The following is a 24,348-nucleotide window of genomic DNA, read 5'->3' as shown; positions in this document are numbered from 1 at the left end:
TAGAAAATCCCCCATCTATTGGATGGGGGATTTCTATCATAAACTTTCTAAATTGTTTTTGTTTTAGAGGAGATAAGTAAAAACTGTACGATGGAGTCCGTATAGTTATACCAATAATGCTTCTTGTTAGCATCAAAAAATATGGTTTCTTGTTCTTGGATACTGTGAAGTCTATCTTCAATTTCGACAGTTAATGTACCTTTCACCACGAATAAAAACTCATGTCCATCATGAGAAAAAGCGTTACCTTCACTTTCACCGGGCTGTAACGTTACCAATATAGGAGTGAAAACAGCATCTTCAATGCCATTTGATAAGTTTTTGTAATAAAACGGCTTAGAAATTTCGTTTGGTTGATCAGAACGGTCTTCTCCAAAGAATACTCCTGGATTGACATGCAACGCATCAGCGATCTTTTTCAAAGACTCTAACGTTACACTCGACTTTCCTCTCTCCACCTGTGATAAAAAGCTTATTGATACTCCAGTAATGTTTGCTAATTCTTTTAACGTTAATTTCTGTTGTTTTCTTAACTTTTTTAGTGTAACTCCGATTGAATCCTCTGACATATGCATTCCTCACTCATTAACATCGCTAGTAAATCATTAATTATTATCTTACATTAGTATAATTGTGAAGAAAAGGCTTCCATTGACAGAAAATTCTTATTTGTGTAGTATGTTGTTTATGAAATTGAAGTGACACTTCAATATTTTTAAGGAGGATGTCGATTGGATAAGAAGCAAACTCGGAAAATACTAATAGCAAGCTTAGTAGGGAGCTCTATTGAGTGGTTCGATTATTTTCTATACGGCACCGTAGCGGCATTAGTATTTAATCAACTATTTTTCGTTAATGAAGATCCAACTGTTGGGCTGTTGTTGGCTTATGCATCATTCGCGTTAGCATTCTTTATTAGACCTTTCGGTGGTGTGGTTTTTAGTCATATTGGAGATCGGATTGGAAGAAAGAAAACACTAGTATTGACATTGAGTTTAATGGGAGTTGCTACGTTTGGTATGGGATTGTTACCAACATACCAAGCTATTGGCATATGGGCTCCTATCTTATTAATCACACTTCGCTTGGTTCAAGGACTTGGAATCGGTGGAGAATGGGGTGGAGCACTATTACTAGCTGTTGAATATTCTCCTAAAGAAAAGCGTGGTTTGTTTGGTAGTATTCCTCAAATGGGAGTTACCATCGGGATGTTGATGGGAACCATCGCACTGTGGATTATGACATTACTGCCTGAAGGCTCATTCATGACATGGGGTTGGAGGGTACCTTTCATTCTAAGTGCGTTACTCGTTATTTTTGGTTTGTGGATCAGGAAAGGAATCGACGAAACGCCGGAGTTTAAAAAAGTACAAGAGTCTGGAAATATCCCCAAATTGCCCATCGCTGACACGCTTAAATATCATTGGCGTGAAGTGCTGATTGCAATTGGCGCTAAATTCGTAGAGACTGCGCCATTCTATATTTTTAGTACGTTTATCGTTTCATATGGGACAGTGAATTTGGGCTTTTCAAGAACATCCATTTTGGCTTCAGTCATGGTTGCTACAGTAGTAACGACACTTCTAATCCCTTTTATGGGGAATCTATCTGATACAGTGGGGCGTAAGAAATTATACATAATTGGTGCAGTAGCCATGGCTCTCTTTTCATTTCCGTATTTCTGGATGATCCAACAAGGCTCGGTGGTTTTATTAGTAATCGCGACAGTTATTGGTTTGGGGATCATTTGGTCACCAATTACGGCAGTTCTAGGAACCTTATTTTCAGAAATATTTGATGCCAAAGTTCGTTACACCGGTATTTCCTTAGGTTATCAGATTGGGGCTGCACTCGCTGGAGGAACTGCCCCATTAGTTGCGACTGCACTACTAGCACGTTTTAGTGATTCATATGTACCTGTCGCACTTTACATTATTTTTACGGCTCTCGTTTCATTAATCGCTATTCTCGCAATAAAAGGAAAAGGGAACTTGCAAAAAGAGAGAAAATTTTCGATGAATCAGAGTCACATCTAATAGAATTACTCGCTTTAGGAGGCACTCGTTTTGCTTATTTTAAATGAGAAAGAAATAAAAGAATTATATAGTATGCGTGATGCAATTCAGGATATCTCATCAATGTTAGAGACGAAAGAAAAAGGAACCATTCAAAATCCGCATCGTACAGTTCTAGATATCCCTAAGCATGAAGCATCTGCTTTGTATATGCCTAGTGCGGATTTAGTTGGTGAACTATCATCTGTTAAAATCGTTTCGATTTTCCCAGACAATCCATCACAAGGAAAACCTACTACACAAGGGGTGATAGTAGTTTCTGACGGAAGGAACGGGGAACACCTGGCCCTTATGAATGCATCTTATTTAACAAGGTTACGTACGGGGGCGTTAAGTGGTATTGCAACAAAGTATTTGGCAAAAGAAGAGAGCTCTGTTTTAACGGTTATTGGTACGGGTGCTATGGCATTTGAACAAGTACTCGCAGTTTTGGAAGTAAGGGACATTAAAACGATCTTACTCGTTAACCGGACAAAAGAGAAAGCTCATAAATTCGGTGAGAAAATGAAATCGCATGGAATTACGATTCCGTTCGAGGTAGTGGAAGACACTTCTTCAGCTGTAAAAAGGGCAGATATTATTTGCTGTGCTACTCGTTCAAATGAGCCAGTTTTTTCAGGAAAGGATGTTCAGCCGGGCACTCATGTGAACGGTGTTGGGTCTTACCTACCTCATATGAGAGAAGTGGACGAGTTTTTCGTCACACATTCTAACAAAATTGTAGTTGATGATTTGGAAGGAATTAAAAATGAAGCTGGGGAATTAATTCACGCACATACCAGTAACAAATGGACTTTTGATGATATTTATGCACAGCTGGAGGATTTAGTTAGAGACAAGAAATGCCGCAGCTCCAATGATGAGATTACTTTCTTCAAGTCAGTAGGAGCGGCATATTTTGACCTATCAGTAGCAAAAGGTGTATATAAAAAAGCTAAAGAGGTTGGAGCAGGTCTTGAGGTAGAAGTATAACATTTAATAGTCAGTCTAAAGTACGAACACCGCCAAACACACGTTGGCGGTGTTTTATTTTAGAAAGGGGTTTTAGAAAATGTTACCGACTCTAGGCCTGCACACAAGCATTCGAGTCCCATCGGTAATACACATGCTATAAGTGCTATTTGCCTCTATCGAGTAAGAATAACTTATAAGGCGCGTAACCGAAATTTGAAAGAAGGTGTGGAACACGAATGTTAGGGAGTGAGAATCTACCTTTAGGTTTACAAAAACTATTGGAAGAGTGGAAGAATAGTGTGAAAGATTACCATTCAGAGCTAGTAAAGATGATGGCGGACAGCTCTGGTGCATCTTCACAATCGAACGGACAAACAGCTCAAAGAACGTTACATGTACCAAAAGACTTTTCAACGATTACGAAAGCTGTAAGAAAAGCGAAGTCTGGTGATGTGATCCTCGTTTCGAACGGTACGTATTATGAGAGTATCACTGTTCCTTCTGATAAACCTTCCCTTCGTTTTATCGCAAATGGAGACAAGGTGATGCTGAATGGACAAGGGAAGCTGAAAAATGGATTCATGTTGATAGCGAATAACGTAGAAATAAAGGGATTTATAATAGAAGATTACGTGAAAGCAGCGATTGAAGTAAAAGGTGTATACGGTGTTAAACTGATCGAGAATACGATTCATGGAGTAAGTAAAGGGCACGGAATCCAATTAGATCAAGGAACATTTTCTAATTTGATCTGGAAGAATATCATCTCGAATGCGTATCAAAATGGAATTAACCTTCAATCAAAAAACGTTTGGGTTGTTGATAATGCGATCCGCCAGAGCGGGAATGGAATTCGCATCCAAACGGTAGGGAATCACATCGTTGGGAACGTCATTCAGCATAATAGGGCGAGTGGAATTCTAGAAGATGAAGGATTTAATCTTATCTATGATAACGAGATTAGTGAAAACCAGAAAGACGGAATTGAACTGCCTTCGAGTCTTGGTGGCTCAATCTCTTTAGGAAACAAAATTGAAAACAATAAGATGAACGGGCAAACGATAAAAACACCAGGCAATGTCGTGCTAGACAACGACTTCATAGGGAATGAGTTATATGGTGTCGATGTAGATGGTAAGCTAAACGTTATCGAATTGAATAAATTGATTGAGAATATGAACGGACTTGTAGTAAATAAAAGTGCTACGAGAAACCTTGTTTATCGCAACCACTTTAAAGGTAATCGAAAGAGTGACCTCGTTGTTGAAAATCCTAAAAACACGTTCCTCCAAAATCATCTAAACCACATTTCCAACCCAAAAGAAGAACACAACTCGAAAAACGATTTGATCCATGTACCTCAGGACTATGAAACGATTTCTTCGGCCGTAACTGCTGCTTCGCCAGGCAGTACGATTGTAGTAGAAAACGGGGTGTATCATGAAGAAGTGTCGGTGCCAATCTCAAAATCTGGTATCCGAATCATCGCACAAGGGAACCATGTAACCCTAGATGGAAGAAACAAATTGAAAGTTGGATTCGACCTATCATCTAGTATTCTACTCATACAAGGATTCAAGATTGTTAATTATACTGATGCCGGAATCTACGTGAAGGGCATTGGCGTTTCGCTCGTTGAAAATGAGATTAAGAACATTACGAGTGGAAGCGGTATTGAGCTTTCCCTTGCGTTTTCTACGCTTATATGGAAAAACGAGATCGCTCATGCAAGTGATGATGGTATACGAATTAAAGCGATGAACACGTGGATCGTTGATAACAGTGTCTATGCCAATGGTGGAAATGGAGTAAACTTTGAAGGGAATACCACGGTCGGTAGCACTGTAACTCAAAACCGCTTCTTTTCTAACGGTATGAATGGGACTGTGGACAACGCTGGTTTTAACTTTTTATACAACAATGAAATAAGAGGAAATAATCATGATGGTGTTTATGAAATTGCGGGGCTTGGCTCTGGGGCTATCATAGCAAACACTCTTTTATCGAATGGGTTAAACGGTGTAAGACTTGAAAATGAAGGTGATCATGTTGCAGGGAATACCATTCGATTCAACTCTGAAAGCGGCGTGTTGATTAAAGCAAATTTTCATAACGTAGAACATAACACAATTTCATTAAACAAGAGAAACGGTGTTTTACTTGAAAAAGAAGCAAATCACAATTTCTTGAGCAGAGATACGTTGTTTAGGAATAGTCCTTTTGATGTAAAAGAAGAGGATAAGAATAACACCTTTTTACAGAATGAGTGTATGAGAAGTGATCCACCAGAGATTTGTGGGTAACTCCTATATTTAATAGAAACGCTTGAACACGTATTCAAGCGTTTTTCTATTGCTTTCAAATGAGGAAAATACTAAACTATAAACAAATACTCAAACAATCATTTGAATGAAGGTGAAGAAGATGAGTGAAAAGGTACTGAAGCGAAATAAAGAGACGTGCGATACATTTTGTTATGATGAAGAACTCGTTCAACGAGTACAGCCTCAAATTGAACAGGTTGTAGGAGTCGAGCTGATTTTTAAAGCACTATCAGATGCTACGAGAATGAAGATTGCATATGCCCTAACGTTAGAGAAAGAGCTTTGTGTGTGCGATGTTGCAAATATTATTGGTTCTACGACAGCCACGGCATCCCATCATTTACGGTTATTAAGAAACATGAAGTTAGCCAAATACCGGAAAGAAGGGAAACTAGTATTCTACTCTTTAGCAGATGATCATGTGCATCAGTTGGTTTCGATTGCGATGACACATGCAAAGCATTCTTAGATCTTTTTTTGTATTGGAGGTGGAGAGATGAGTGAGCGAAAAACCCATTCAAGCTGTTGTTCAGGTGATTCAGACGTTATTGAGATAACTGAAGCGAGTTGTTGTTCTTCCAATAACGACATTGCATCTTTGTCGACATGCTGTACGAATGAGAGTAGTAAAGAAACTGAATCGGTTTCGAGCTGCTGTGATTCAGTTGAGAAGGAAGTTCAGAATCAAAAAGAGCAAGATACCGTACAGTACAAGGTGATCGGCATGGACTGTCCTTCCTGTGCCCTCACGATTGAAAAAGGGTTACGAAAGACAAAAGGAATTCGTACTGTTCAAGTTTCATATGGTACAGGAAAAATGGCTGTAGGTGCCGAGTCTTCTTCTATTTATCAGGAGATTCCGAGTCATGTTCGCAAACTCGGTTTTGAAGCAGAGCCACTGCATAAACCGAAAAACATGCAGACCTACAAGGTAGAAGGAATGGACTGTGGTTCTTGTGCGATGACGATTGAAAAACACCTTGCCAAAAATCCTAATATACATACTGTAAAGGTAAACTTCTCTACAGGGAACATGCAGGTCGATCATACGACAAATCAAAAAGAGGTTATAAAAGAAGTAGAACGAGCAGGTTTTACAGCTTCGTTACAATCTTCAAGTGAACAACAACAGAAGAAGAAAAGAAACGTTCCTGTTACAACACTATCTGGAATCTTTCTCGCTCTTGGATTTATAGGGTCATTTACGAGTTTGAACGCTGACATCATTGCAGCATTGTATGCAGTGGCCATCATTGTTGGAGGATTCAAGCCTGCAAAAAGTGCTTATTATGCGATTAAAAGTGGTTCACTCGATATGAACGTTCTCATGGCTTCAGCAGCAATTGGAGCAGCACTAATCGGTGAATGGTTCGAAGGGGCAACAGTCGTCTGGCTCTTTGCACTAGGAAACAAATTGCAAAACAGGTCGATCGAGCGTACAAGAGATTCGATACGGAGCCTCATCAACCTATCACCTTCTGAAGCAACGGTTAAAATAGGTGATCAGCACATCCGAAAACCGGTTGAGGAAGTGAACATCAACGATGTGATCATCGTGAAACCAGGTGACAAGATCCCTCTTGATGGTGAAGTATTAACTGGCACATCTAGTATCAATCAAGCTGCGATAACAGGTGAGTCGTTACCTGTCGACAAACATAAAGGTGATACGGTATATGCAGGTACCGTTAATGAGAGCGGCTCTCTTGAGGTACGCGTAACAAAATACGTTGAAGATACTACGATAGCGAAGATTGTCCACCTTGTAGAAGAGGCACAAGAGAAAAAAGCGCCAACTCAAGCATTCGTTGATCGCTTCGCAAAAGTCTATACCCCGATCGTGTTTATACTCGCTCTCCTCGTCATGGTCGTTCCACCATTACTAGGATTTGGAGCGTGGGGAGAATGGCTCTATAAAGGCCTCGCGTTGTTAGTCGTAGCTTGTCCGTGTGCTCTCGTTATCTCTACACCCGTTGCAATCGTATCTGCAATTGGGAACGCAGCGAATAACGGTGTCTTGATCAAGGGAGGCACGTTCTTAGAAAAAGCCGGAGCGATCAAAGCGATGGCATTTGATAAGACGGGGACTCTTACAGAAGGAAAACCAAAAGTGACGCAGGTTCTTTCGCATGACGCAAATACTGAAGAGCTTCTCAGTATCGCAAGAACGATTGAAGAACATTCCACTCATCCCATTGCTCAGGCAATCATTACGTATGCAAAAGAGCGAGATATATCGATTAAAGAGGGGACTTCTTTTAAAGCTATTCCAGGGAAAGGCGCACAAGCGACGATTAACGGAATCGATTATTTTGCGGGTAATCCGAAGTTATTCGCTGAAATGAACGTTTTGTTGGATGACTATGATATCGAAACGTTACAAAGAGATGGCAACACGCTTGTTGTAGTTGGAAACGAAACGGACGTTTTAGGTGTGATCGCTGTGGCGGATACGATTCGTGACATCACCGTTCGTTCGATACAGAAGTTAAAAGAAGTCGGTTTGGAAGAAATCGTCATGCTAACCGGGGATAATTCTGGCACAGCTAAGAAAATTGCAAGCGAAACCGGAGTCGATCGGTATTTCGCAGAATTACTGCCTGAAGGAAAAGTAACATCCATTAAAGCTCTGCAAAATGAAGGGAAACGTGTGGCGATGGTTGGAGATGGTATCAATGATGCCCCTGCTCTTGCGACATCCGATCTAGGTATCGCGATGGGCGGCGCTGGAACAGACACGGCGATGGAAACAGCTGACATCGTATTGATGGCCGATAATTTGGAGAAACTCCCTTATACGATAAATTTGAGCCGCAGAGCACTGAAGATTATTAAGCAAAATATTTGGTTTTCATTAGTGACGAAAGTGGCGGCGCTCCTGCTCATTTTCCCTGGTTTCTTAACCCTGTGGATGGCAGTGTTAAGTGACACAGGTGCTGCGTTACTCGTCATTTTAAACAGCATGCGGTTGTTAAAAAAAGAATAAAACTCTTCTATAAAACCTGTCATTTCAAAGCATGGAATGACAGGTTTTTATGATAAGGTATTGCTAAAGTATGAGTAAGGGAGTGAGTGATGTGACGTTAATCGAGTCGATGCAAAAAGCTATTGATTTTATGGAGGATCATTTGTTGGAAGAGATAACGGTACGAGATATAGCTGCAGCTGCGTATCTCTCTCCATTTCATTTTCAACGAGCCTTCACGATTTTAACCGGGACCACCTTAGCAGAATATTTGCGTAGAAGAAGGTTAACGTTGGTCGCTCAGGAATTAAAAAGTAGTGACGTTAAGATCATCGACCTCGCTTATAAGTACGGCTACGATACTCCCGAGTCTTTCTCAAAAGCCTTTCGTAAACAGCATGGGGTGTCTCCAAGTGAAGCACGAAAAGTGACCGGAAAGATAACAGCTTATAACCGCCTGGTTATCCAGGTGAGTCTGAAAGGAGCGGAACCAATGCAGTACGATATTGTTGAAAAAGACGCGTTTCAAGTTGTTGGTATGAAGAAAGACATGTCTTGTGTAAACGGAGAGAATCTCACACTTATACCAAAAATGTGGGAAGAAGTGAACTCAGATGGTACCGATCAATCCCTTTTAAAGAAAAATGATGGTCATGTCAAAGGCATGCTGGGGATTTGTGTGAGCAAAAACGATCAAAAGTCCGAACAAATGGAGTATTGGATTGCTGTTGCACATGAAGGGAACAGTGCAGAGAATATGGAGACTCTTCACATACCGAAGAGTCGATGGGCGATTTTTAGTGTTCACGGTGCGATGCCTCACGCAATGCAGAATGCCTGGAAGAAAATCTATTCAGAATGGTTCCCATCGAACGGGTACGAAAATGCTGGTGGACCAGAGCTCGAAGTATATGCGGAAGGGAACCCGAATAGCGAAGATTACTATTCAGAAATTTGGATACCGGTTAAATAAAAGAACTATGAAAGAACGTGAACTTATAGATGAGAGCTTTCCTATAGCTGGAAAGCTCTCATTTTCATTTACAGGTAGTTAAAGGTTAACAAGTATAGAAATGTCATGAGACAAGAAAGTACTAGCGCTGCTAGCTTATGAATATGATGAAGACGGACCATTGGGAACATTACCATCACAAATAGGATCGACCATCCGAAATGCCAACCGTTGTGATATGAAATAACATCCATCTTTGTACCGATCCATTCGATTAGTCCAAAGATTACAATCCATTTGAGTGTATAAAGTACTTGTTTTTTGATACCTGATGGATAATGAGATAAGAACACAAATGCTACCAATGGATTAATGATCAAGTTATGGACGAAGTGAACGTTCATCAAATTAAAGAAATGATCTTTGTGAAGTTCCCAAAGGTGAAAATGACTATGAGAAATAAATTCATATAAGAACGAAGCTAAGGAAATATACAACATTGATGGATAGTATGACTCCCAGTTCTTCCAATCCCCTTTTAAGATGGCGAATAGAAAGACAAGGGCAACAAGGAATAAATTCATTACATCTTCTCCTAAAGTGTGCGTCATTGCTAGATTGGTCAATAAGAGTGCGATAGATACAAGAGATTTCCTTTTTTCCAAAAATGAAAGCACTTGACATTCATATAGTTCACCCCCTAAACTATATGGAGTAATGTAGTTTAGGGGGTGAACTAAATTGGATGAGCGGTTAATAGAAGCAGTTGAACTCTTTGAAGATGTGATGGTGTTTGGAACTGAAAGGGTTTTGAAAAATGTCGAAGCCGACGTTTGGCAGGAGTATTCTCTCGAGCAGATCCAAGTACTCAAGCTTATAAGTAAAAACGGTGCTCTAACTGCAGGTGTCATAGCTGAACTTCAAGGGGTACATAAAAGTGCGATTTCGAATCGTTTGAAGAAACTTGAAGAAAAAGCTTTGATCAAAATCGTTAAGTCAGAACAAGATCAGCGAACGAAACTCGTTGATTTAACTGAAAAAGGTACAGAAGTTTTGAAAGAATCAGATCAAGCTGTGTACGCCTACATTCATGATCTGTTCGCAAACCATGTAAAAGATGAGGAGCTAGACAATTTCTTAATTATGTTCCGTAAGATTAAGTCGATATTGAAGTTAGAGGGGGAAAGAGGATGAATGCGATCATCAAATTGAAATGGCCCATTACGATCGGACTGTTAATCGTTACGGTTCTATTGTATGTTTTAGCTCCAAATTTAACAAAGCAGGCAGAAGAAGCGGGAACATTTCAGCTCCCTGATGATGCTGCCTCAATACGAGCGGCTGAAATTCTGAATGATGCAGGAGCGGGAGAGGAAACCATTTCGTTAGTGTATTCGTTTGAGAAAACGATAGATGACTCCTTAAGGGAAGAGATTTCATCTACTGTAAAAGAAATTCAAGATCTAGGGGATCCGATCAGTTCTGTTTTGGCACCTTTTGGAAGTGAAGAACTTGAAGCACAGCTGGTTTCAGAAGACAAAAGAACTGTTCTCGTTCCCATCACTGTCGATGGCTCACAAGAAGATGTGGTCGAGCTCGCTGATACGATAAGAGCAGATATTGTAAAAGAGCAAGAGTCTGTTTACCTCACTGGAGAAGCGATCATCAATCATGATGTGAACTTGAGTGCACAGGAAGGGTTAAAACGGACGGAAATCATTACAGTCGTTCTTATCTTTGCATTACTTCTAGCTGTATTCCGGTCACTTGTGACACCGATCATCCCACTTATGGCTGTTGGGATTACGTATTTGCTGAGTCAGTCGATCGTAGCATTTTTTATCGATTGGTTCGGTTTTCCTGTATCGAACTACACGCAAATTTTCCTTGTCGCCATTCTCTTTGGAATAGGGACAGATTACTGTATCTTGCTACTGAGCAGGTTTAAAGAAGAACTTGGAGCAGGACAGCCGATCAACGATGCGATCGTCCGCACTTACAAAACAGCTGGAAGAACACTCTATATAAGTGGTCTCGCTGTGTTTATCGGGTTCTTTGCGATCGGATTTGCAGACTTTCCTATCTTTAAGTCAGCGGTAGCGGTAGCAGTAGGGATTGCAGTCTTGCTTCTTGTACTGAGCACCGTTATGCCATTCTTCATGGCAACGCTAAAAGAAAAACTATTCTGGCCATCAAAGAAATCTGTATCCCATAACGATAGCAAGCTTTGGGGATGGATGAGTAAGCTTTCTGTTAATCGCCCACTTCTTTCGATGGTTGTTGTTGGAGTCATCACAGTTCCACTATTGTTCACGTACGATGATGCCTTATCGTTCAATACAGTTGATGAAGTAGGAAATAGCTATGAGTCTGTTAAGGGCCTGCGGGCTATTGAAGATGGGTTCGGTCAAGGAGATTCATTGCCAGTACAAGTTTTACTTTCTAGTGATGAAAAACTAGTGACAGAGAACGCTGTTCCTTATGTAGAGAAACTTAGTGCTGAACTTGTAAAGATTGAAGGAGTGGATAGCGTCCGTTCGATCACAAGACCTGCAGGTGAGGTCATCGATGAGCTTTATGCAGATTACCAGATTGGTAGAGTTGCAGAAGGCGTAAACCAGGCAGCTGATGGATTGGACGGTGCCGTCCAAGGGCTAAATCAAGCTGCCCAAGCTCAGACGCCGCCTAACGCGCCGCAACAAAATCCTTTAGAAGGATTAAATCAAATTTCTGAAGGGTTACACACTGCTGGCGATCAGCTTCAGGGAATGAGTGAGAGCCAAACGATTCGTGATACGGGGTTATATATTCCAGAAGGCACTCTCGAAAACGAGGAGTTTGCACAAGTGATCGACCGATATGCATTTGGTGAGGAAACGGGAACGAAGATAGAAGTCATCTTATCGGATAACCCTTACTCACCAGAAGCGATCGATACGGTTGATCGTATTTCAGAAACGACGGATCGCGTGATCAAGGAAACGCCGCTAGAAGATGCTGAGGTTGCGATAGGCGGTGTATCGAGTATTAACCGTGATTTGAGCGACATTTCTAACAGCGATTTTACCCAAACGGTAACGATCATGTTAATCAGTTTATTTGTAGCATTAGCGATTATCTTTAGATCCTTTATCATGCCGCTCTATATGATTGGTTCGCTTTTACTCACCTATTTTACATCAGTGGCAGTTGCAGAATGGATTTTTGTGAATGGACTTGGCTACGACGGAATTAGCTGGGCTGTACCGTTCTTTGGATTCGTGATGCTGATCGCACTTGGTGTCGACTATTCGATCTTTCTATTAGATCGATTCCGTGAAGAATCAGCAAACGGCTTATCTGTTGTAGATGCGATCAAAGTATCGATGTCTAAGATGGGTACCGTTATTATTACAGCTGCGATTATTCTAGCTGGGACGTTTGCAGCGATGATTCCTTCAGGAGTCTTGAGTCTCGTGCAGATTGCTACCATTGTAATCACTGGATTATTGTTATATGGTCTCATTGTTCTGCCATTACTCATTCCAGCTGTTACCGTGTCATTCAACAATGGCGTTTGGTGGCCGTTTCACGATAAAAAACGTAACTAAATAGAAATCCCGTCCAATGCAATTGGGCGGGATTTTTCTATGTGAAAGCTATAATACACAATTGCTATTGCGGTCAGGACAGCCTTTTGAAATACTTGGTAGTAGGGATTAGCAAATATTCAACAGAAAATAGGTGGAAAGTATGGAAGGTTTAGGGATACTCATCGTGATGATCATCTTCTTATGGTCCATTACCAAAACCATTACGAACGCATCAGAGAAGATTACAAATCAGCTGCAAAAACAAAATGGTTTGTTAGAAGATATAAAAGAACGGATGGATAAGAACAATCTATAGTCAAAGACGATTGTATGTTTTGGAAGTTATCATGAATCATGTTAATGAGGAGAGTGAACGTATTGAGTATAAGATACCGCTATTACGAAGGCCCTGAAGATTTAACGTTGCAGTATGATTTTTGGAAAAAAGTAACTTCAGATCTTCCTTATGCATGGAAGCCAACGATTTCACCGAGTCAGTTTGTCACTCAGGAGCAATTTCATCCGAAGTCTCGTGCATTTGCTTATGATGGCGATACGTTAGTCGGATATATGAGTTTTACTGGAAGCCGAGAGTTCGTCTCGCTCGGTTATCCATGGGTACTTGAAGGGTATGAAGGTGCCGTCCAAGACGAGTTATATGATCGTGTCTACGGTTTTGCAGTAAGTGAAGAATTTGGTGCTGAAAAATTCGCACAGCGTTTTCGTAGTCAGTGGAAGAAACCGATTGATTTCTTCTTATCTAAAGGGTTTGAAGTGATGAATGCCTCTCCGATTGTTGGAACAAGCTTAGATGGGATTGCAACAAAGCAAAGCGATTTGATTCCTTATCGTGTTGAGCAAGGATTTCAATTCGATAAATGGGAAGATTTAGAGCGCCGCTTTAATCGTAATACTTCAGATGCAGAAATTGAAATGATGAGACAGTACTACAGTTCAGTAAACTTTGACTATGGGATCGAATATAGAATGAACGGCGAACGTGGAGGATACGCTGGAGTTGCCATCAGAAAGGATACAAACTATGCCGAGGTTATTGCAATGTCTTTACGTAATGACTTGATGGACGTATTCGAAGACGTGATGTCGTCAATTGAGCTAGAAAGTTCTCGTCGTGGAGCTAACACATTGAGCATTACAACAGCATTTTTACCAGAAGCGTTTGCTAGAGACGGTTATATGAAGTTAACTGAAGACGTGATGGTAATGAAGAGCGTATAAGTGGAGTGAGCTTGTAACAACTTAGAGAAATAGGTAAAAAAAGATTGCAAGCGGTTCCAATAATATGTTACTTTATGTGTAACCGGTTACACATAAAGGGATCAGGGAGTGAAGAACGTGGTTACGATAAAAGATGTTGCACAAGAAGCGGGCGTTTCAGTCGCAACGGTTTCCCGTGTATTAAATGATAATGGATACGTGGGGTCCGAAACGAGAGAAAAAGTGATGAAAGCGATCACGAAATTGAAATATAGCCCGAATGAAGTGGCACGTTCTCTCTATAAACGCGAATCCAGATTGATCGGGTTGCTGCTTCCTGATATAACCAACCCATTTTTCCCACAGCTAGCAAGAGGTGTGGAGGATGAAGTGAACCGTGCAGGGTATCGGTTATTACTTGGTAATAGCGATGAAAGTATACAAAAAGAATTAGATTATATACAAACATTTGCGCAGAATAATGTCGTTGGAATGATTTCTGCAACGAATTATCTTGATCACGAGCTTTATGAAGCACTAGCTCTTCCTTTAGTTTTGTTAGACCGGACTTCAGAGGACTACCCTGCTGTTTATGCGGATGGAAGAGAAGGCGGTCGTATTGCGGCAAAAGCTTTAGTAGAAAAGGGAGCAAAACGTATCACCGTAATGAAGGGACCTTCTCATATCAAGCCAGCCCAAGATCGGTTTCGCGGGGCGATTGAGTATCTTAGTCAAGAAGAGGTCGATTTTTCAGTTATGTCGACAACATCCTACTCTTTCGAAGATGCAAGAGGGTGGGCAGAAGAGCTTTTTGATAAATATGCCGATACAGATGCTGTTATCGCGAGTAACGATATTGTTGGAATTGCGATTCTTCATGAAGCGTTAAGATTAGGGAAACAAATTCCTGAAGACGTGCAGATTATCGGTTATGATGATATACCTCAAAGCAGTCTTTCGTATCCAACGCTCTCGACGATCAGACAGCCAGCGTATGAAATGGGAAAACAGGCAGCTAAACTATTGATCAATATAATAAGAAAAGAGCAGGAAGTCGAACGTTCGATTCAACTTCCAGTAGAACTAATCGAACGAAACACAACGCGAAAGGGATGAAAGGGTATGAATAAAGCAAAAATCGCCGTTATCGGCAGTTCTTCAATGGACCTCGTCGTAACTTCAAAAAAGCGCCCAGGCGCTGGTGAAACGGTACTCGGTGAATCGTTTAAAACTGTACCAGGTGGAAAAGGTGCTAACCAGGCTGTTGCAGCTGCCCGACTTGGTGCAGAAGTCTATATGATCGGGCGCGTTGGAGATGATTCGTACGGTGAGGAGATTATAGCAAATTTTAAAAAGAATGGGGTTCGTACCGAGTATGTGGAACCGGTTACAGGTATAGAGTCTGGAACAGCTCACATCATCCTAGCAGAAGGTGATAACAGTATCGTAGTCGTGAAGGGTGCGAACGATTACGTTACACCTGATTATGTTGAACGAATGAGTTCCTTTCTACAAACGTGTGACCTCGTGATGATTCAACAAGAAGTTCCAGAAGAAACGGTAGCTTATGCAGCAAAACGTTGCAGCGAGATGAACGTTCCTTTGTTGCTAAACCCAGCACCAGCAAGAGAGATCTCAAATGAAGTAGTGGATTTAGCAACATATCTTACACCGAATGAACATGAATCCGCCGTGTTATTTAACGGACTACCTCCAAAAGAAGCTCTAAAAGCATTCCCAAACAAGGTATTGATTACAGAGGGAGAGCAAGGGGTTCGCTATTTTGATGGGGAAAAAGAAGTTCTTGTTCCTTCGTTTAAGGTTGAAGTCGTTGATACGACTGGGGCTGGAGATACGTTCAACGCAGCGTTCGGTGTTGCGGTTGCCGAATCAAAAGAGATGCAAGAAAGTATTCGATTCGCAAATCGTGCTGCATCCCTTTCTGTAACAGGATTTGGAGCACAGGGCGGAATGCCTACTCGTGAAGAAGTAGAACGGAGGCTATCAGAATGAAGCGAAATGGAATGTTAAACAGTCACATCACAAAACTACTCGCTGACCTCGGTCACACAGATACCATCGTTGTGGCAGATGCAGGACTTCCAGTACCGAATCATGTCCAGAAGATCGACCTGTCTCTAAAAGAAGGAGTGCCCTCTTTTCTTGATGTTGTACAACTATTGAAAGAAGAAATGGTCGTTGAAAAAGTAACGCTCGCTGATGAAGTGAAACGTAACGAGCGCGTGTATGATGAGATGTCGTCTCTCTTTGAAGAGGTTGATTACACATCTCACGAATCTTTGAAGGAACAGACCAATAGGGCAAAAGCTGTTATTCGAACAGGAGAAGTTACGCCGTTTGCCAACTGCATTCTCCATGCAGGAGTAATCTTTTAAAAAGGGGTGATAACATGCAGGTCAAAATGAGCAGTATTCATAAAGCGTTTGGAAACAACAAGGTGCTAGAAGGTGTGGACATAACGATTAAAGATGGTGAAGTTCATGCCTTGATGGGTGAAAATGGAGCAGGAAAGTCAACGCTCATGAACATTTTAACAGGACTTCACTCAAAGGATCAGGGTACCATCCATATCGATGGAAAAGAAAAAGTGTTTTCAAATCCAAAGGAAGCTGAGGAATTTGGAATTGCTTTTATCCATCAAGAGCTCAATATATGGCCGGAATTAACGGTGCTCGAGAACTTATTCATCAATAAGGAACCGGTTACATCTTTAGGGATTATTCGCACGAAAAAAATGAAAGCGATTGCGAAGGAGCAGTTCGATAAGCTGTCGATTTCTATTCCACTCTCCAAGGAGGCTGGTCACTGCTCAGTTGGTGAACAGCAAATGATCGAGATCGCAAAAGCGCTTATGACTGATGCAAAGGTCATTATAATGGATGAACCAACTGCGGCATTAACCGATCGAGAAATCGAAAAGCTATTTACAGTTATCCGTTCTCTGAAAAAAGCTGGTGTGTCGATCGTCTATATCTCGCATCGAATGGAAGAGATCTTTACGATATGCGATACCATCACAGTGATGCGTGATGGTCAAACGGTAGATACGACTCCGATCCCGGAAACGAACTTCGACGATGTTGTTCGAAAAATGGTTGGACGTGAATTGACGGATCGCTTTCCTACTCGTGAAGTGAACGTAGGCGACACCGTACTCGAAGTTAAAAACCTTACTCGTAAAGGAGTATTCGAAGACGTGAACTTTAAAGTTCAGTCAGGTGAAATCGTTGGGGTATCAGGCTTGATGGGAGCAGGACGAACGGAGATCGTACGAACGATCTTTGGACTCGATGGAAAGTATCAAGGAGAAATTTTTGTGAACGGTCAACCGGTCACCGTAAAAAGTCCTGAGCAAGCTGTGAATTTAGGACTCGGATTGATTACGGAAGATCGAAAAGAAGAAGGACTCATACTCGATTTTTCTATAAAAGATAACATCGCACTTTCAAGTCTTTTTAGTTTTACGAAGAACGGAATCATTAATGAAAAAAGTGAAAAAGACTTTGTTGATCTGTTAATCAAGCGATTGACGATCAAGACAGAATCAGCAGAGACGAGCGTTGGCAATTTATCAGGAGGAAACCAGCAGAAGGTCGTTATCGCAAAATGGATCGGCATCGGACCAAAAGTACTGATCTTAGATGAACCAACGAGAGGGGTAGACGTTGGGGCGAAGCGCGAAATCTACCAGCTGATGAATGAGTTGACTGATAGGGGAGTTGCGATCGTGATGGTCTCATCGGAACTTCCTGAAGTGATGGGGATGAGTGATCGTATCCTAGTCGTGCACGAAGGGACGATTGCAGGAGAAGTATCAAAAGAAGAAGCATCGCAGGAAAAAATAATGACACTGGCAACAGGAGGTCACGTAAATGAGTAAACTTACTAATAACCACGTTGGAAATCTCATGCAAAAGCTCGGACCACTAGTCGGCTTGCTCGTACTTGTAGCAACCGTTTCAATAATCAACCCTAGCTTTCTTGAACCGCTAAACTTACTGAACCTGCTTAGACAGGTGGCAATCAATGCTCTTATCGCCTATGGTATGACGTTTGTCATCTTAACGGGAGGCATTGATTTATCCGTCGGATCGATCCTTGCACTGTCTAGTGCTTTGATGGCAGGTATGATGGTCTCTGGAATAGATCCCATTCTCGCAATTCTAATAGGATGTCTACTTGGAGCCGTAATGGGAATGGTGAACGGTCTTTTAATTACAAAAGGGAAAATGGCTCCGTTTATCGCAACACTTGCTACGATGACGATGTTTCGTGGTTTAACGCTCGTCTACACGGATGGAAATCCAATCACAGGACTTGGGGACAGCTACGCGTTTCAACTGTTTGGAAGAGGGTATTTCCTCGGAATTCCAGTGCCTGCAATAACGATGCTTTTGTCGTTTGCGGTTCTATGGGTTATTCTTCATAAAACCCCGTTTGGTCGTAAAACATATGCGATCGGTGGGAATGAGAAAGCAGCACTCATATCTGGTATTAAAGTATCTCGCATCAAAATTATGGTGTATTCTCTTGCTGGGCTACTATCTGCACTTGCAGGAGCGATCCTCACGTCACGTCTAAACTCTGCACAGCCAACTGCAGGTACATCATACGAATTAGATGCGATCGCGGCGGTCGTACTAGGTGGAACAAGCTTATCAGGTGGTCGAGGCTTAATTGTCGGCACGCTGATCGGCGCACTGATTATCGGTACATTGAATAATGGCTTAAACTTGCTTGGCGTTTCATCTTTCTTCCAAATGGTCGTCAAAGGTGTCGTCATCATCATCGCAGTATTAATCGATCGAAAGAAAGCAGCTTAGGAGGGTTACAATGAAGAAGATATTACCACTACTGCTCAGCTTGTCACTTCTTTTACTAGGAGCGTGCTCACTGCAACCGCCGGAATGGGCGAAGCCTGATAAGAAAACAGATCTTGAGGACATTAAGTTAGGATTATCGGTCTCTACATTGAATAACCCGTTCTTCGTCTCGATGAAAAACGGCGTTGAAGCTGAAGCAAAAGCGCAGGGGATGGAAGTCGTCGTCGTTGATGCTCAAAACGATGCAGCAAAACAAATCAACGATGTGCAAGATTTGATCCAGCAAGGTGTCGATGCCTTGTTAATCAATCCAACAGATTCATCTGCAATCTCAACAGCTGTGCAATCTGCAAACAGTTTAGGCATACCAGTAGTCACGCTTGATCGCTCTGCTGAAGAAGGCGAGGTTGCAACGCTCGTCAGTTCAGACAACGAAAAAGGTGGCGAGATGGCAGGAAAGTTCTTGGTGGAGCAGCTTGGTGAAGGCGCTAAAGTGGCTGAGTTAGAAGGCGTTCCAGGTGCGTCTGCCACTCGTGAACGTGGCGCAGGTTTTCACAACATTGCCGATGAGAAGTTAGACGTTGTAGCTAAGCAAACGGCTAACTTTGATCGAACAGAAGGTCTAAACACGATGGAAAACTTGCTACAAGGAAATCCTGGTATTGAAGCTGTATTTGCTCACAATGATGAAATGGCGCTAGGAGCATACCAGGCGATTCAAAGTTCTGGGAAGGACGTGCTTGTTGTAGGTTTTGATGGAAATGAAGATGCGATCAATAGCATCAAAGACGGAAAGTTATCAGCTACAGTGGCACAGCAGCCTGAGAAGATTGGATCCCTTGCTGTACAAGCTGCAATGGATGTTCTTCAAGGGAATGACGTGGAAGATACCATTCCAGTTCCTTTAAAATTAGTAACAGAAGAAACCGCTTCTGAAGAATAATTGTTAGAAAAGTTAGTGAATTTTCTTGACAATTATGAAGTAGCCACTTATTATAAGCCATAACAATTTAATCTAGACTTCTTATCAAGAGAGGCGGAGGGACTGACCCTACGATGTCTCGGCAACCGACGCTATGCGTACGGTGCCAATTTCAGAGGATTATTTCCGAAGATGAGAAGGACGTGCAGAGAAGTTCATTTTCGTGATCACTAACTCTCACCCCTTCTTGCTTCGCGAAAGCAGAGGGGGTTTTTTATTGCATTCATAAGACAAAAAATGAGAAGAAGTGCGGCAACACTTCTTCTCGAGACGATCTGAGCGCGTATGGCATATACGGACACACCAGATCATTACTTAATGTACCATGTTCTGGGAATGTCCGTCTACTTATGAAAGGAGACGGTTAAGATGGCTAAAAACTTAGAATTTGCTTATTGGGTACCTAATGTTAGCGGTGGGCTTGTCGTTTCAAAACTTCCGCAGAAAACGGATTGGAGCTTCGAGGCAAATAAACGATATGCAAGAATTGCAGAAGAATCGGGCTACGACTTTGCATTGTTACAAACAAGGTTTATTGCTAGTTATGGAGCAGAAAATCAACTTGAAGCCATTACACTAGCTTCAGCATTAGCAGCTTCAACTTCTAAAATAAAATTAATATCAGCAGTTCATCCCGGCTTATGGCATCCTGGTGTTTATGCAAAGATGCTTGCGACACTAGATCAAATTAGTAATGGAAGAGCCGCAGTGAATGTTGTTAGCGGCTGGTTCAAGCAGGAGTTCACGAAATATGGAGAGCCGTGGCTCGAACATGATGAACGGTACCGCCGGTCAGAGGAGTTCATCCAGGTTCTCCGTAACTTATGGACTGAAGAAACAGCATCGTTTAAAGGTGATTTTTACAGAATAAATGAAGCCCCATTAAAACCAAAACCAGTCCAAGAAGGGAAACTCCCGATCTTCCAGGGTGGAAACTCGACCGCTGCAAAACAAATGGCTGCGAGAGTATCGGACTATTATTTTATGAACGGAAATACGCTCGATGGGTTCAGGAAACAAATTGATGAAGTGAGTACGTTAGCTAAAGAAGAAGGACGCACCGTGAAATTCGCTGCACACGGATTTGTAATCGTGAGAGATACAGAGGAAGAAGCGCACCAGCTTCTCCGTGACATTGTCGGCTATAAGGATGAAGAGGCAGTTGAAGGATTCAGACAGTCGGTGAAAGAAGCTGGCCAGTCAACTAGAGATAAGGAAGGAATGTGGGCAAATTCTAGTATCGAAGATCTCGTTCAATATAATGATGGCTTTAAAACTGGCTTGATCGGTACACCTGAACAAGTGGCTGATCGGATTATAGAATTAAAGAAGGTAGGTATCGAAGTGATCTTAACAGCACACTTTCATTATGAGGAAGATCTTGAGCGGTTTGGGAAGGAGGTTATACCGCTTGTGAAGGAAAAGGAGAGGTTGTTGGAAAGAGAACAAGTAAAAGTGTGAACGTCTATAGAAATGAAGCCCTCGAATCTATTCGAGGGCTTTCATAGTTATTTAAAAAACGGATACTCACGGCGCTCTTGTTGAACAGAGATCCATTTCACCGTTGTAAACTTATCTAACGCCCATTCTCCGCCAAATCGACCGAGTCCAGATTCCTTTTCACCGCCGAATGCCATGTGCGCTTCATCATTCACAGGCTGGTCATTGATGTGAACCATACCCGTTTCGATTTGCTGAGCCACCTGAACCCCGCGATTCAAGTCGCGGGAGTGAACGGAACCACTAAGGCCATATGGAGAGCCATTTGCAAGTTCAATCGCTTCTTCTTCCGTGCTGAATGAAATGATTGGAGCTACAGCACCGAAGATTTCATTTTTTGCGATCGGCATATCATACGTGACGTTCGTTAGAATGACAGGCTGCATCACGTTGCCTTCCACTTCACCGCCAAGAATCTTCTCAGCACCTTGCTCAAGCGAAGCATCAAGAGATTCTTGGATACGTTCAATTGCTTCCTTATTAATAAGAGGTCCAACAGCTGTATTCGCATCTGCTGGGTCACCTGATTGAAGAGATGCTACTTTTTCTTTGAACGCTTCAACGAATTCATCATGAACACTTTCATGAACAAGAATCCGGTTGATTGCCATACAGATCTGACCCTGATGAAGGAATTTACCGAATGCTGCTGCTTCTGCAGCTTGATCGATGTCAGCATCATCTAGAACGATAAAGACATTGTTGCCTCCAAGCTCTAATGCTGTTTCCTTAATGTGCTTCCCTGCAAGTTCACCGATATGTTTTCCAACTTCAGTTGACCCTGTGAAAGAGATCAACTTTGGAATCGGATGAGTAACAAAAGCATCCCCGATTTCTGATCCACGCCCAGCAACAACGTTAAGAACCCCTTTCGGTAGGCCGGCTTCTTCAAAAAGCTCTGCGATTAAGAAGCCTGCTGTAACGGGTGTTTCTGAAGCCGGTTTAAGGACTACAGCATTACCTGTGGCGAGTGCTGGAGCGACTGAACGCATGGAAAGATGAAGTGGGAAGTTCCACGGTCCGATGACACCGATCACTCCTTTCGCGCTCTTATAAATACGGTTCTCTTTACCTGGCGTATCAGAAGGTGCGATTTGTCCTTTCATTCTATAAGGAAAAGAAGCGGATTCTTTTACGACACGGGTAGCTGCAGCCCATTCCACGTTTGCTTTGATCTTTGTACTACCGGATTCTTTTACTAGCCAGTCGATGATCTCTTCTTTACGTTCCGTCATAAGGGCAGCCACTTTATCAAGAATCTGCTGTCTCTGACCTGGTGTCGTTTTAGCCCATTTTCGTTGCGCTTCTTTTGCAGTCTTATATGCTTGATCGAGGTCTTCTTCTGATGCAGATTGGAGTGTGAACAGTTCCTCCTGAGTAAATGGATTATAATTTGTTACAGTTTTGTCACTCGTTCCCGTAACCCATTCTCCATTAATATATTGCTCCGTATATGTGTTAGCCATTAGAAATCCTCCTTTTCATGTACAAATAAGAAGGTTCCCGCTACGCTAAACTACTAAACTTGTCGGTACGCGAGAATTTCTTCCAATCATTAGCACCGTCTTTAAAGAGAGTTTCATCTCGTTATTAATGTTTTATAGACGTATATATGCTAAACTACGAACGGTACAGAGATAAATAACCACTACTGATGAGAACGTTTTAATGGGGTGAACTTTATGAATATACTCTTAACAGGGGCGACTGGTTTTCTTGGAAAACAGCTTACCTTGAAGTTATTGAGTGAAGGCCACAGCGTCTATGCATTGATCCGCAATGAACGTAAGGCAGATCGGTTAATCGAAGCATTGCCAGCAGATCTACAAAACAACTTATTCATTATAAAAGGAAACTTAGGGGACGAGCGCTTAGGCGTTCCGTTCGAAACAATCGATCTATTAAAAGGTAAAATCGATACGGTCTATCACATCGCAGCTTATCTTTCATTCGATGATCGTGAAAGAGACAAGACGTTTGAGATTAACGTTGAAGGAACGAGAAACGTACTTGAGTTTTCTAAAGATATTCAAGTGAAGAATTTTTATCATGTAAGTACAGCTTACACATTAGGCGCACAACTTCATGGACGTGAAGAGCTGCATCCTAAGGATAATACGTTCGTAAATCCTTATGAAGAAAGTAAGTGTCACGCAGAGCACCTTGTGTTTGATTATAATAACGTCTTCAATGTCTCTATTTTTAGACCAGCAATCATTATTGGTGACTCGAAAACTGGTGAAGCTGAAACGACCTTTGCTCTTTATGGCGTGATTAGAAGTCTTGAATTATTAAAGAAGAGATTAGATCGGAAGCAGGATACGCCTAGTGAAAAGATTAAGTTCCTTTGTAATCAGGAAGCAGCACAAAATTTAGTACCTGTCGATTATGTCGTAAATGTGTTAGCGCTTGGGCTTACTAGCGCGAAGCCAGATACAATCTATCACATTACGAATTCACAGCCTCCAACCAATCAGCTCGTATTAGATTTGATTCAATCAGCGCTTGATTTTTACAACGTGGAATTAGTGCCTACAGATTATGAAGGAGAACTAACAGATCAGGACATGAAGTTGAATCAACCTATGAAGGTTTTTCACAAGTACTTTGAGAAAACATTGACTTTCGATGATTCAAATACGCAGGAGCTATTGCATGAGAACAACGTAGAGGAATTACATTTAGATAGGGAAACCTTACAAATGATTATTTCAGGTGGTATGAAGAGTCAGGATAAAGGAATAGCGGCTAAATAAACAAGAAGAAAAAGAGGCAGCTCGAGCAGCTGCCTCTTTTATTAATGAAAAAAGCATTTAAAAGGTTTGTAAAATTGGAGGTAAATTTAACTAGTTCGAAAATCACCCAAGGTTGATTCTGCAACCTCTAAGTAGGTTTTTTCTTTATAAAGAACCTATTAACAAGGCTGATAGAGTTTGGAACTGACATGTTTGTAATATATTGT

General features: G+C 41.7%; 21 protein-coding genes and 1 riboswitch. Of the genes, 18 read left to right on the top strand and 3 right to left on the bottom strand.

Annotated elements, in window-relative coordinates; translation table 11 throughout:
- Window positions 1–47: 47 nt before the first annotated feature.
- Complete coding sequence (locus PFZ69_RS04190) at window positions 48–569, bottom strand: helix-turn-helix domain-containing protein (protein WP_270179761.1); 522 nt, start codon at window positions 567–569, stop codon at window positions 48–50.
- A 162-nt stretch (window positions 570–731) separates the two neighbouring features.
- On the opposite strand from PFZ69_RS04190, the gene PFZ69_RS04185 reads away from it, so the two are divergent.
- From PFZ69_RS04185 to PFZ69_RS04160, 6 genes are all read left to right on the top strand, one after another.
- Window positions 732–2,036, top strand: coding sequence for an MFS transporter (locus PFZ69_RS04185; RefSeq protein ID WP_270179760.1), 1,305 nt, complete (start codon window positions 732–734; stop codon window positions 2,034–2,036).
- A gap of 30 nt (window positions 2,037–2,066) precedes the next feature.
- Complete coding sequence (locus tag PFZ69_RS04180) at window positions 2,067–3,047, top strand: ornithine cyclodeaminase family protein (protein ID WP_270179759.1); 981 nt, start codon at window positions 2,067–2,069, stop codon at window positions 3,045–3,047.
- Window positions 3,048–3,265: 218 nt separating this feature from the next.
- Window positions 3,266–5,332: a right-handed parallel beta-helix repeat-containing protein gene (locus tag PFZ69_RS04175; RefSeq protein WP_270179758.1), complete on the top strand. Its 2,067-nt coding sequence runs from the start codon at window positions 3,266–3,268 to the stop codon at window positions 5,330–5,332.
- Between the two features lie 121 nt (window positions 5,333–5,453).
- On the top strand, window positions 5,454–5,822 hold the full coding sequence (locus PFZ69_RS04170) for an ArsR/SmtB family transcription factor (protein WP_270179757.1): 369 nt from the start codon (window positions 5,454–5,456) through the stop codon (window positions 5,820–5,822).
- A gap of 27 nt (window positions 5,823–5,849) precedes the next feature.
- Window positions 5,850–8,339, top strand: a complete 2,490-nt coding sequence (locus PFZ69_RS04165) for a heavy metal translocating P-type ATPase (protein WP_270179756.1) — start codon at window positions 5,850–5,852, stop codon at window positions 8,337–8,339.
- Window positions 8,340–8,430: 91 nt separating this feature from the next.
- A complete protein-coding gene (locus PFZ69_RS04160) occupies window positions 8,431–9,291 on the top strand; it encodes an AraC family transcriptional regulator (protein WP_270179755.1) in 861 nt (286 codons plus the stop codon).
- A gap of 68 nt (window positions 9,292–9,359) precedes the next feature.
- Here the strand turns inward: PFZ69_RS04160 and PFZ69_RS04155 are convergent, their stop codons facing one another.
- Entirely contained in the window at window positions 9,360–9,854 is a 495-nt protein-coding gene (locus tag PFZ69_RS04155) for a CBO0543 family protein (protein ID WP_270179754.1), read from the bottom strand.
- 157 nt (window positions 9,855–10,011) lie between these two features.
- Here PFZ69_RS04155 and PFZ69_RS04150 point away from each other — a divergent pair, with 157 nt between their 5' ends.
- The 11 genes from PFZ69_RS04150 to sfnG all read left to right on the top strand — a co-directional run bounded on the left by PFZ69_RS04150 (window position 10,012) and on the right by sfnG (window position 21,347).
- Entirely contained in the window at window positions 10,012–10,464 is a 453-nt protein-coding gene (locus tag PFZ69_RS04150) for a MarR family winged helix-turn-helix transcriptional regulator (RefSeq protein ID WP_270179753.1), read from the top strand.
- Window positions 10,461–12,860, top strand: a complete 2,400-nt coding sequence (locus tag PFZ69_RS04145) for an MMPL family transporter (RefSeq protein WP_270179752.1) — start codon at window positions 10,461–10,463, stop codon at window positions 12,858–12,860. The genes PFZ69_RS04150 and PFZ69_RS04145 overlap by 4 nt, the downstream gene beginning before the upstream one ends.
- Window positions 12,861–13,002: 142 nt before the next feature.
- A complete protein-coding gene (locus PFZ69_RS04140; RefSeq protein WP_270179751.1) occupies window positions 13,003–13,158 on the top strand; it encodes a hypothetical protein in 156 nt (51 codons plus the stop codon).
- A gap of 62 nt (window positions 13,159–13,220) precedes the next feature.
- Window positions 13,221–14,081, top strand: a complete 861-nt coding sequence (locus PFZ69_RS04135; RefSeq protein WP_270179750.1) for a hypothetical protein — start codon at window positions 13,221–13,223, stop codon at window positions 14,079–14,081.
- A gap of 117 nt (window positions 14,082–14,198) precedes the next feature.
- Window positions 14,199–15,176, top strand: coding sequence for a LacI family DNA-binding transcriptional regulator (locus PFZ69_RS04130; RefSeq protein ID WP_270179749.1), 978 nt, complete (start codon window positions 14,199–14,201; stop codon window positions 15,174–15,176).
- 6 nt (window positions 15,177–15,182) lie between these two features.
- A complete protein-coding gene (gene rbsK, locus PFZ69_RS04125; protein ID WP_270179748.1) occupies window positions 15,183–16,073 on the top strand; it encodes a ribokinase in 891 nt (296 codons plus the stop codon).
- The gene (gene rbsD / locus PFZ69_RS04120) at window positions 16,070–16,456 is read left to right on the top strand and encodes a D-ribose pyranase (RefSeq protein ID WP_270179747.1); all 387 of its coding nucleotides are present in this window, start codon (window positions 16,070–16,072) and stop codon (window positions 16,454–16,456) included. The genes rbsK and rbsD overlap by 4 nt, the downstream gene beginning before the upstream one ends.
- Window positions 16,457–16,470: 14 nt before the next feature.
- Window positions 16,471–17,961 (top strand): sugar ABC transporter ATP-binding protein, encoded by a 1,491-nt coding sequence (locus PFZ69_RS04115; protein ID WP_270179746.1) that lies wholly within the window; start codon window positions 16,471–16,473, stop codon window positions 17,959–17,961.
- Window positions 17,954–18,904 carry a ribose ABC transporter permease RbsC gene (gene rbsC / locus PFZ69_RS04110; protein WP_270179745.1) on the top strand — a complete coding sequence of 317 codons (951 nt, stop codon included), beginning with the start codon at window positions 17,954–17,956 and terminating at the stop codon, window positions 18,902–18,904. The genes PFZ69_RS04115 and rbsC overlap by 8 nt, the downstream gene beginning before the upstream one ends.
- A 10-nt stretch (window positions 18,905–18,914) precedes the next feature.
- A complete protein-coding gene (gene rbsB / locus PFZ69_RS04105; protein ID WP_270179744.1) occupies window positions 18,915–19,847 on the top strand; it encodes a ribose ABC transporter substrate-binding protein RbsB in 933 nt (310 codons plus the stop codon).
- Between the two features lie 78 nt (window positions 19,848–19,925).
- Window positions 19,926–20,025, top strand: a riboswitch (SAM riboswitch).
- Between the two features lie 230 nt (window positions 20,026–20,255).
- Window positions 20,256–21,347 (top strand): dimethylsulfone monooxygenase SfnG, encoded by a 1,092-nt coding sequence (sfnG, locus tag PFZ69_RS04100; RefSeq protein ID WP_270179743.1) that lies wholly within the window; start codon window positions 20,256–20,258, stop codon window positions 21,345–21,347.
- A gap of 47 nt (window positions 21,348–21,394) precedes the next feature.
- Here sfnG and PFZ69_RS04095 read toward each other — a convergent pair whose 3' ends face one another.
- Complete coding sequence (locus tag PFZ69_RS04095; RefSeq protein ID WP_270179742.1) at window positions 21,395–22,852, bottom strand: aldehyde dehydrogenase family protein; 1,458 nt, start codon at window positions 22,850–22,852, stop codon at window positions 21,395–21,397.
- Between the two features lie 216 nt (window positions 22,853–23,068).
- Here PFZ69_RS04095 and PFZ69_RS04090 point away from each other — a divergent pair, with 216 nt between their 5' ends.
- Window positions 23,069–24,142 (top strand): SDR family NAD(P)-dependent oxidoreductase, encoded by a 1,074-nt coding sequence (locus PFZ69_RS04090; protein ID WP_270179741.1) that lies wholly within the window; start codon window positions 23,069–23,071, stop codon window positions 24,140–24,142.
- Window positions 24,143–24,348 lie beyond the last annotated feature (206 nt).

The sequence above is a fragment of the Alkalihalobacillus sp. CinArs1 genome, from assembly GCF_947387515.1.
GTDB lineage: Bacteria > Bacillota > Bacilli > Bacillales > Guptibacillaceae > Guptibacillus.
The sequence above is the reverse complement of the archived record's forward strand: the minus strand, read 5'-3'. Positions and strand labels throughout refer to the sequence as shown.

What these genes read in the sequence shown, in the direction of transcription:
- PFZ69_RS04140 (WP_270179751.1), top strand. Translation starts at nt 13,003, where the DNA reads ATGGAAGGTTTAGGGATACTCATCGTGATGATCATCTTCTTATGGTCC.
- PFZ69_RS04170 (WP_270179757.1), top strand. Translation starts at nt 5,454, where the DNA reads ATGAGTGAAAAGGTACTGAAGCGAAATAAAGAGACGTGCGATACATTT.
- PFZ69_RS04155 (WP_270179754.1), bottom strand. Translation starts at nt 9,854, where the DNA reads ATGAATTTATTCCTTGTTGCCCTTGTCTTTCTATTCGCCATCTTAAAA.
- rbsD (WP_270179747.1), top strand. Translation starts at nt 16,070, where the DNA reads ATGAAGCGAAATGGAATGTTAAACAGTCACATCACAAAACTACTCGCT.
- PFZ69_RS04165 (WP_270179756.1), top strand. Translation starts at nt 5,850, where the DNA reads ATGAGTGAGCGAAAAACCCATTCAAGCTGTTGTTCAGGTGATTCAGAC.
- sfnG (WP_270179743.1), top strand. Translation starts at nt 20,256, where the DNA reads ATGGCTAAAAACTTAGAATTTGCTTATTGGGTACCTAATGTTAGCGGT.
- rbsB (WP_270179744.1), top strand. Translation starts at nt 18,915, where the DNA reads ATGAAGAAGATATTACCACTACTGCTCAGCTTGTCACTTCTTTTACTA.
- PFZ69_RS04095 (WP_270179742.1), bottom strand. Translation starts at nt 22,852, where the DNA reads ATGGCTAACACATATACGGAGCAATATATTAATGGAGAATGGGTTACG.
- rbsC (WP_270179745.1), top strand. Translation starts at nt 17,954, where the DNA reads ATGAGTAAACTTACTAATAACCACGTTGGAAATCTCATGCAAAAGCTC.
- PFZ69_RS04090 (WP_270179741.1), top strand. Translation starts at nt 23,069, where the DNA reads ATGAATATACTCTTAACAGGGGCGACTGGTTTTCTTGGAAAACAGCTT.
- PFZ69_RS04145 (WP_270179752.1), top strand. Translation starts at nt 10,461, where the DNA reads ATGAATGCGATCATCAAATTGAAATGGCCCATTACGATCGGACTGTTA.
- PFZ69_RS04175 (WP_270179758.1), top strand. Translation starts at nt 3,266, where the DNA reads ATGTTAGGGAGTGAGAATCTACCTTTAGGTTTACAAAAACTATTGGAA.
- PFZ69_RS04190 (WP_270179761.1), bottom strand. Translation starts at nt 569, where the DNA reads ATGTCAGAGGATTCAATCGGAGTTACACTAAAAAAGTTAAGAAAACAA.
- rbsK (WP_270179748.1), top strand. Translation starts at nt 15,183, where the DNA reads ATGAATAAAGCAAAAATCGCCGTTATCGGCAGTTCTTCAATGGACCTC.
- PFZ69_RS04115 (WP_270179746.1), top strand. Translation starts at nt 16,471, where the DNA reads ATGCAGGTCAAAATGAGCAGTATTCATAAAGCGTTTGGAAACAACAAG.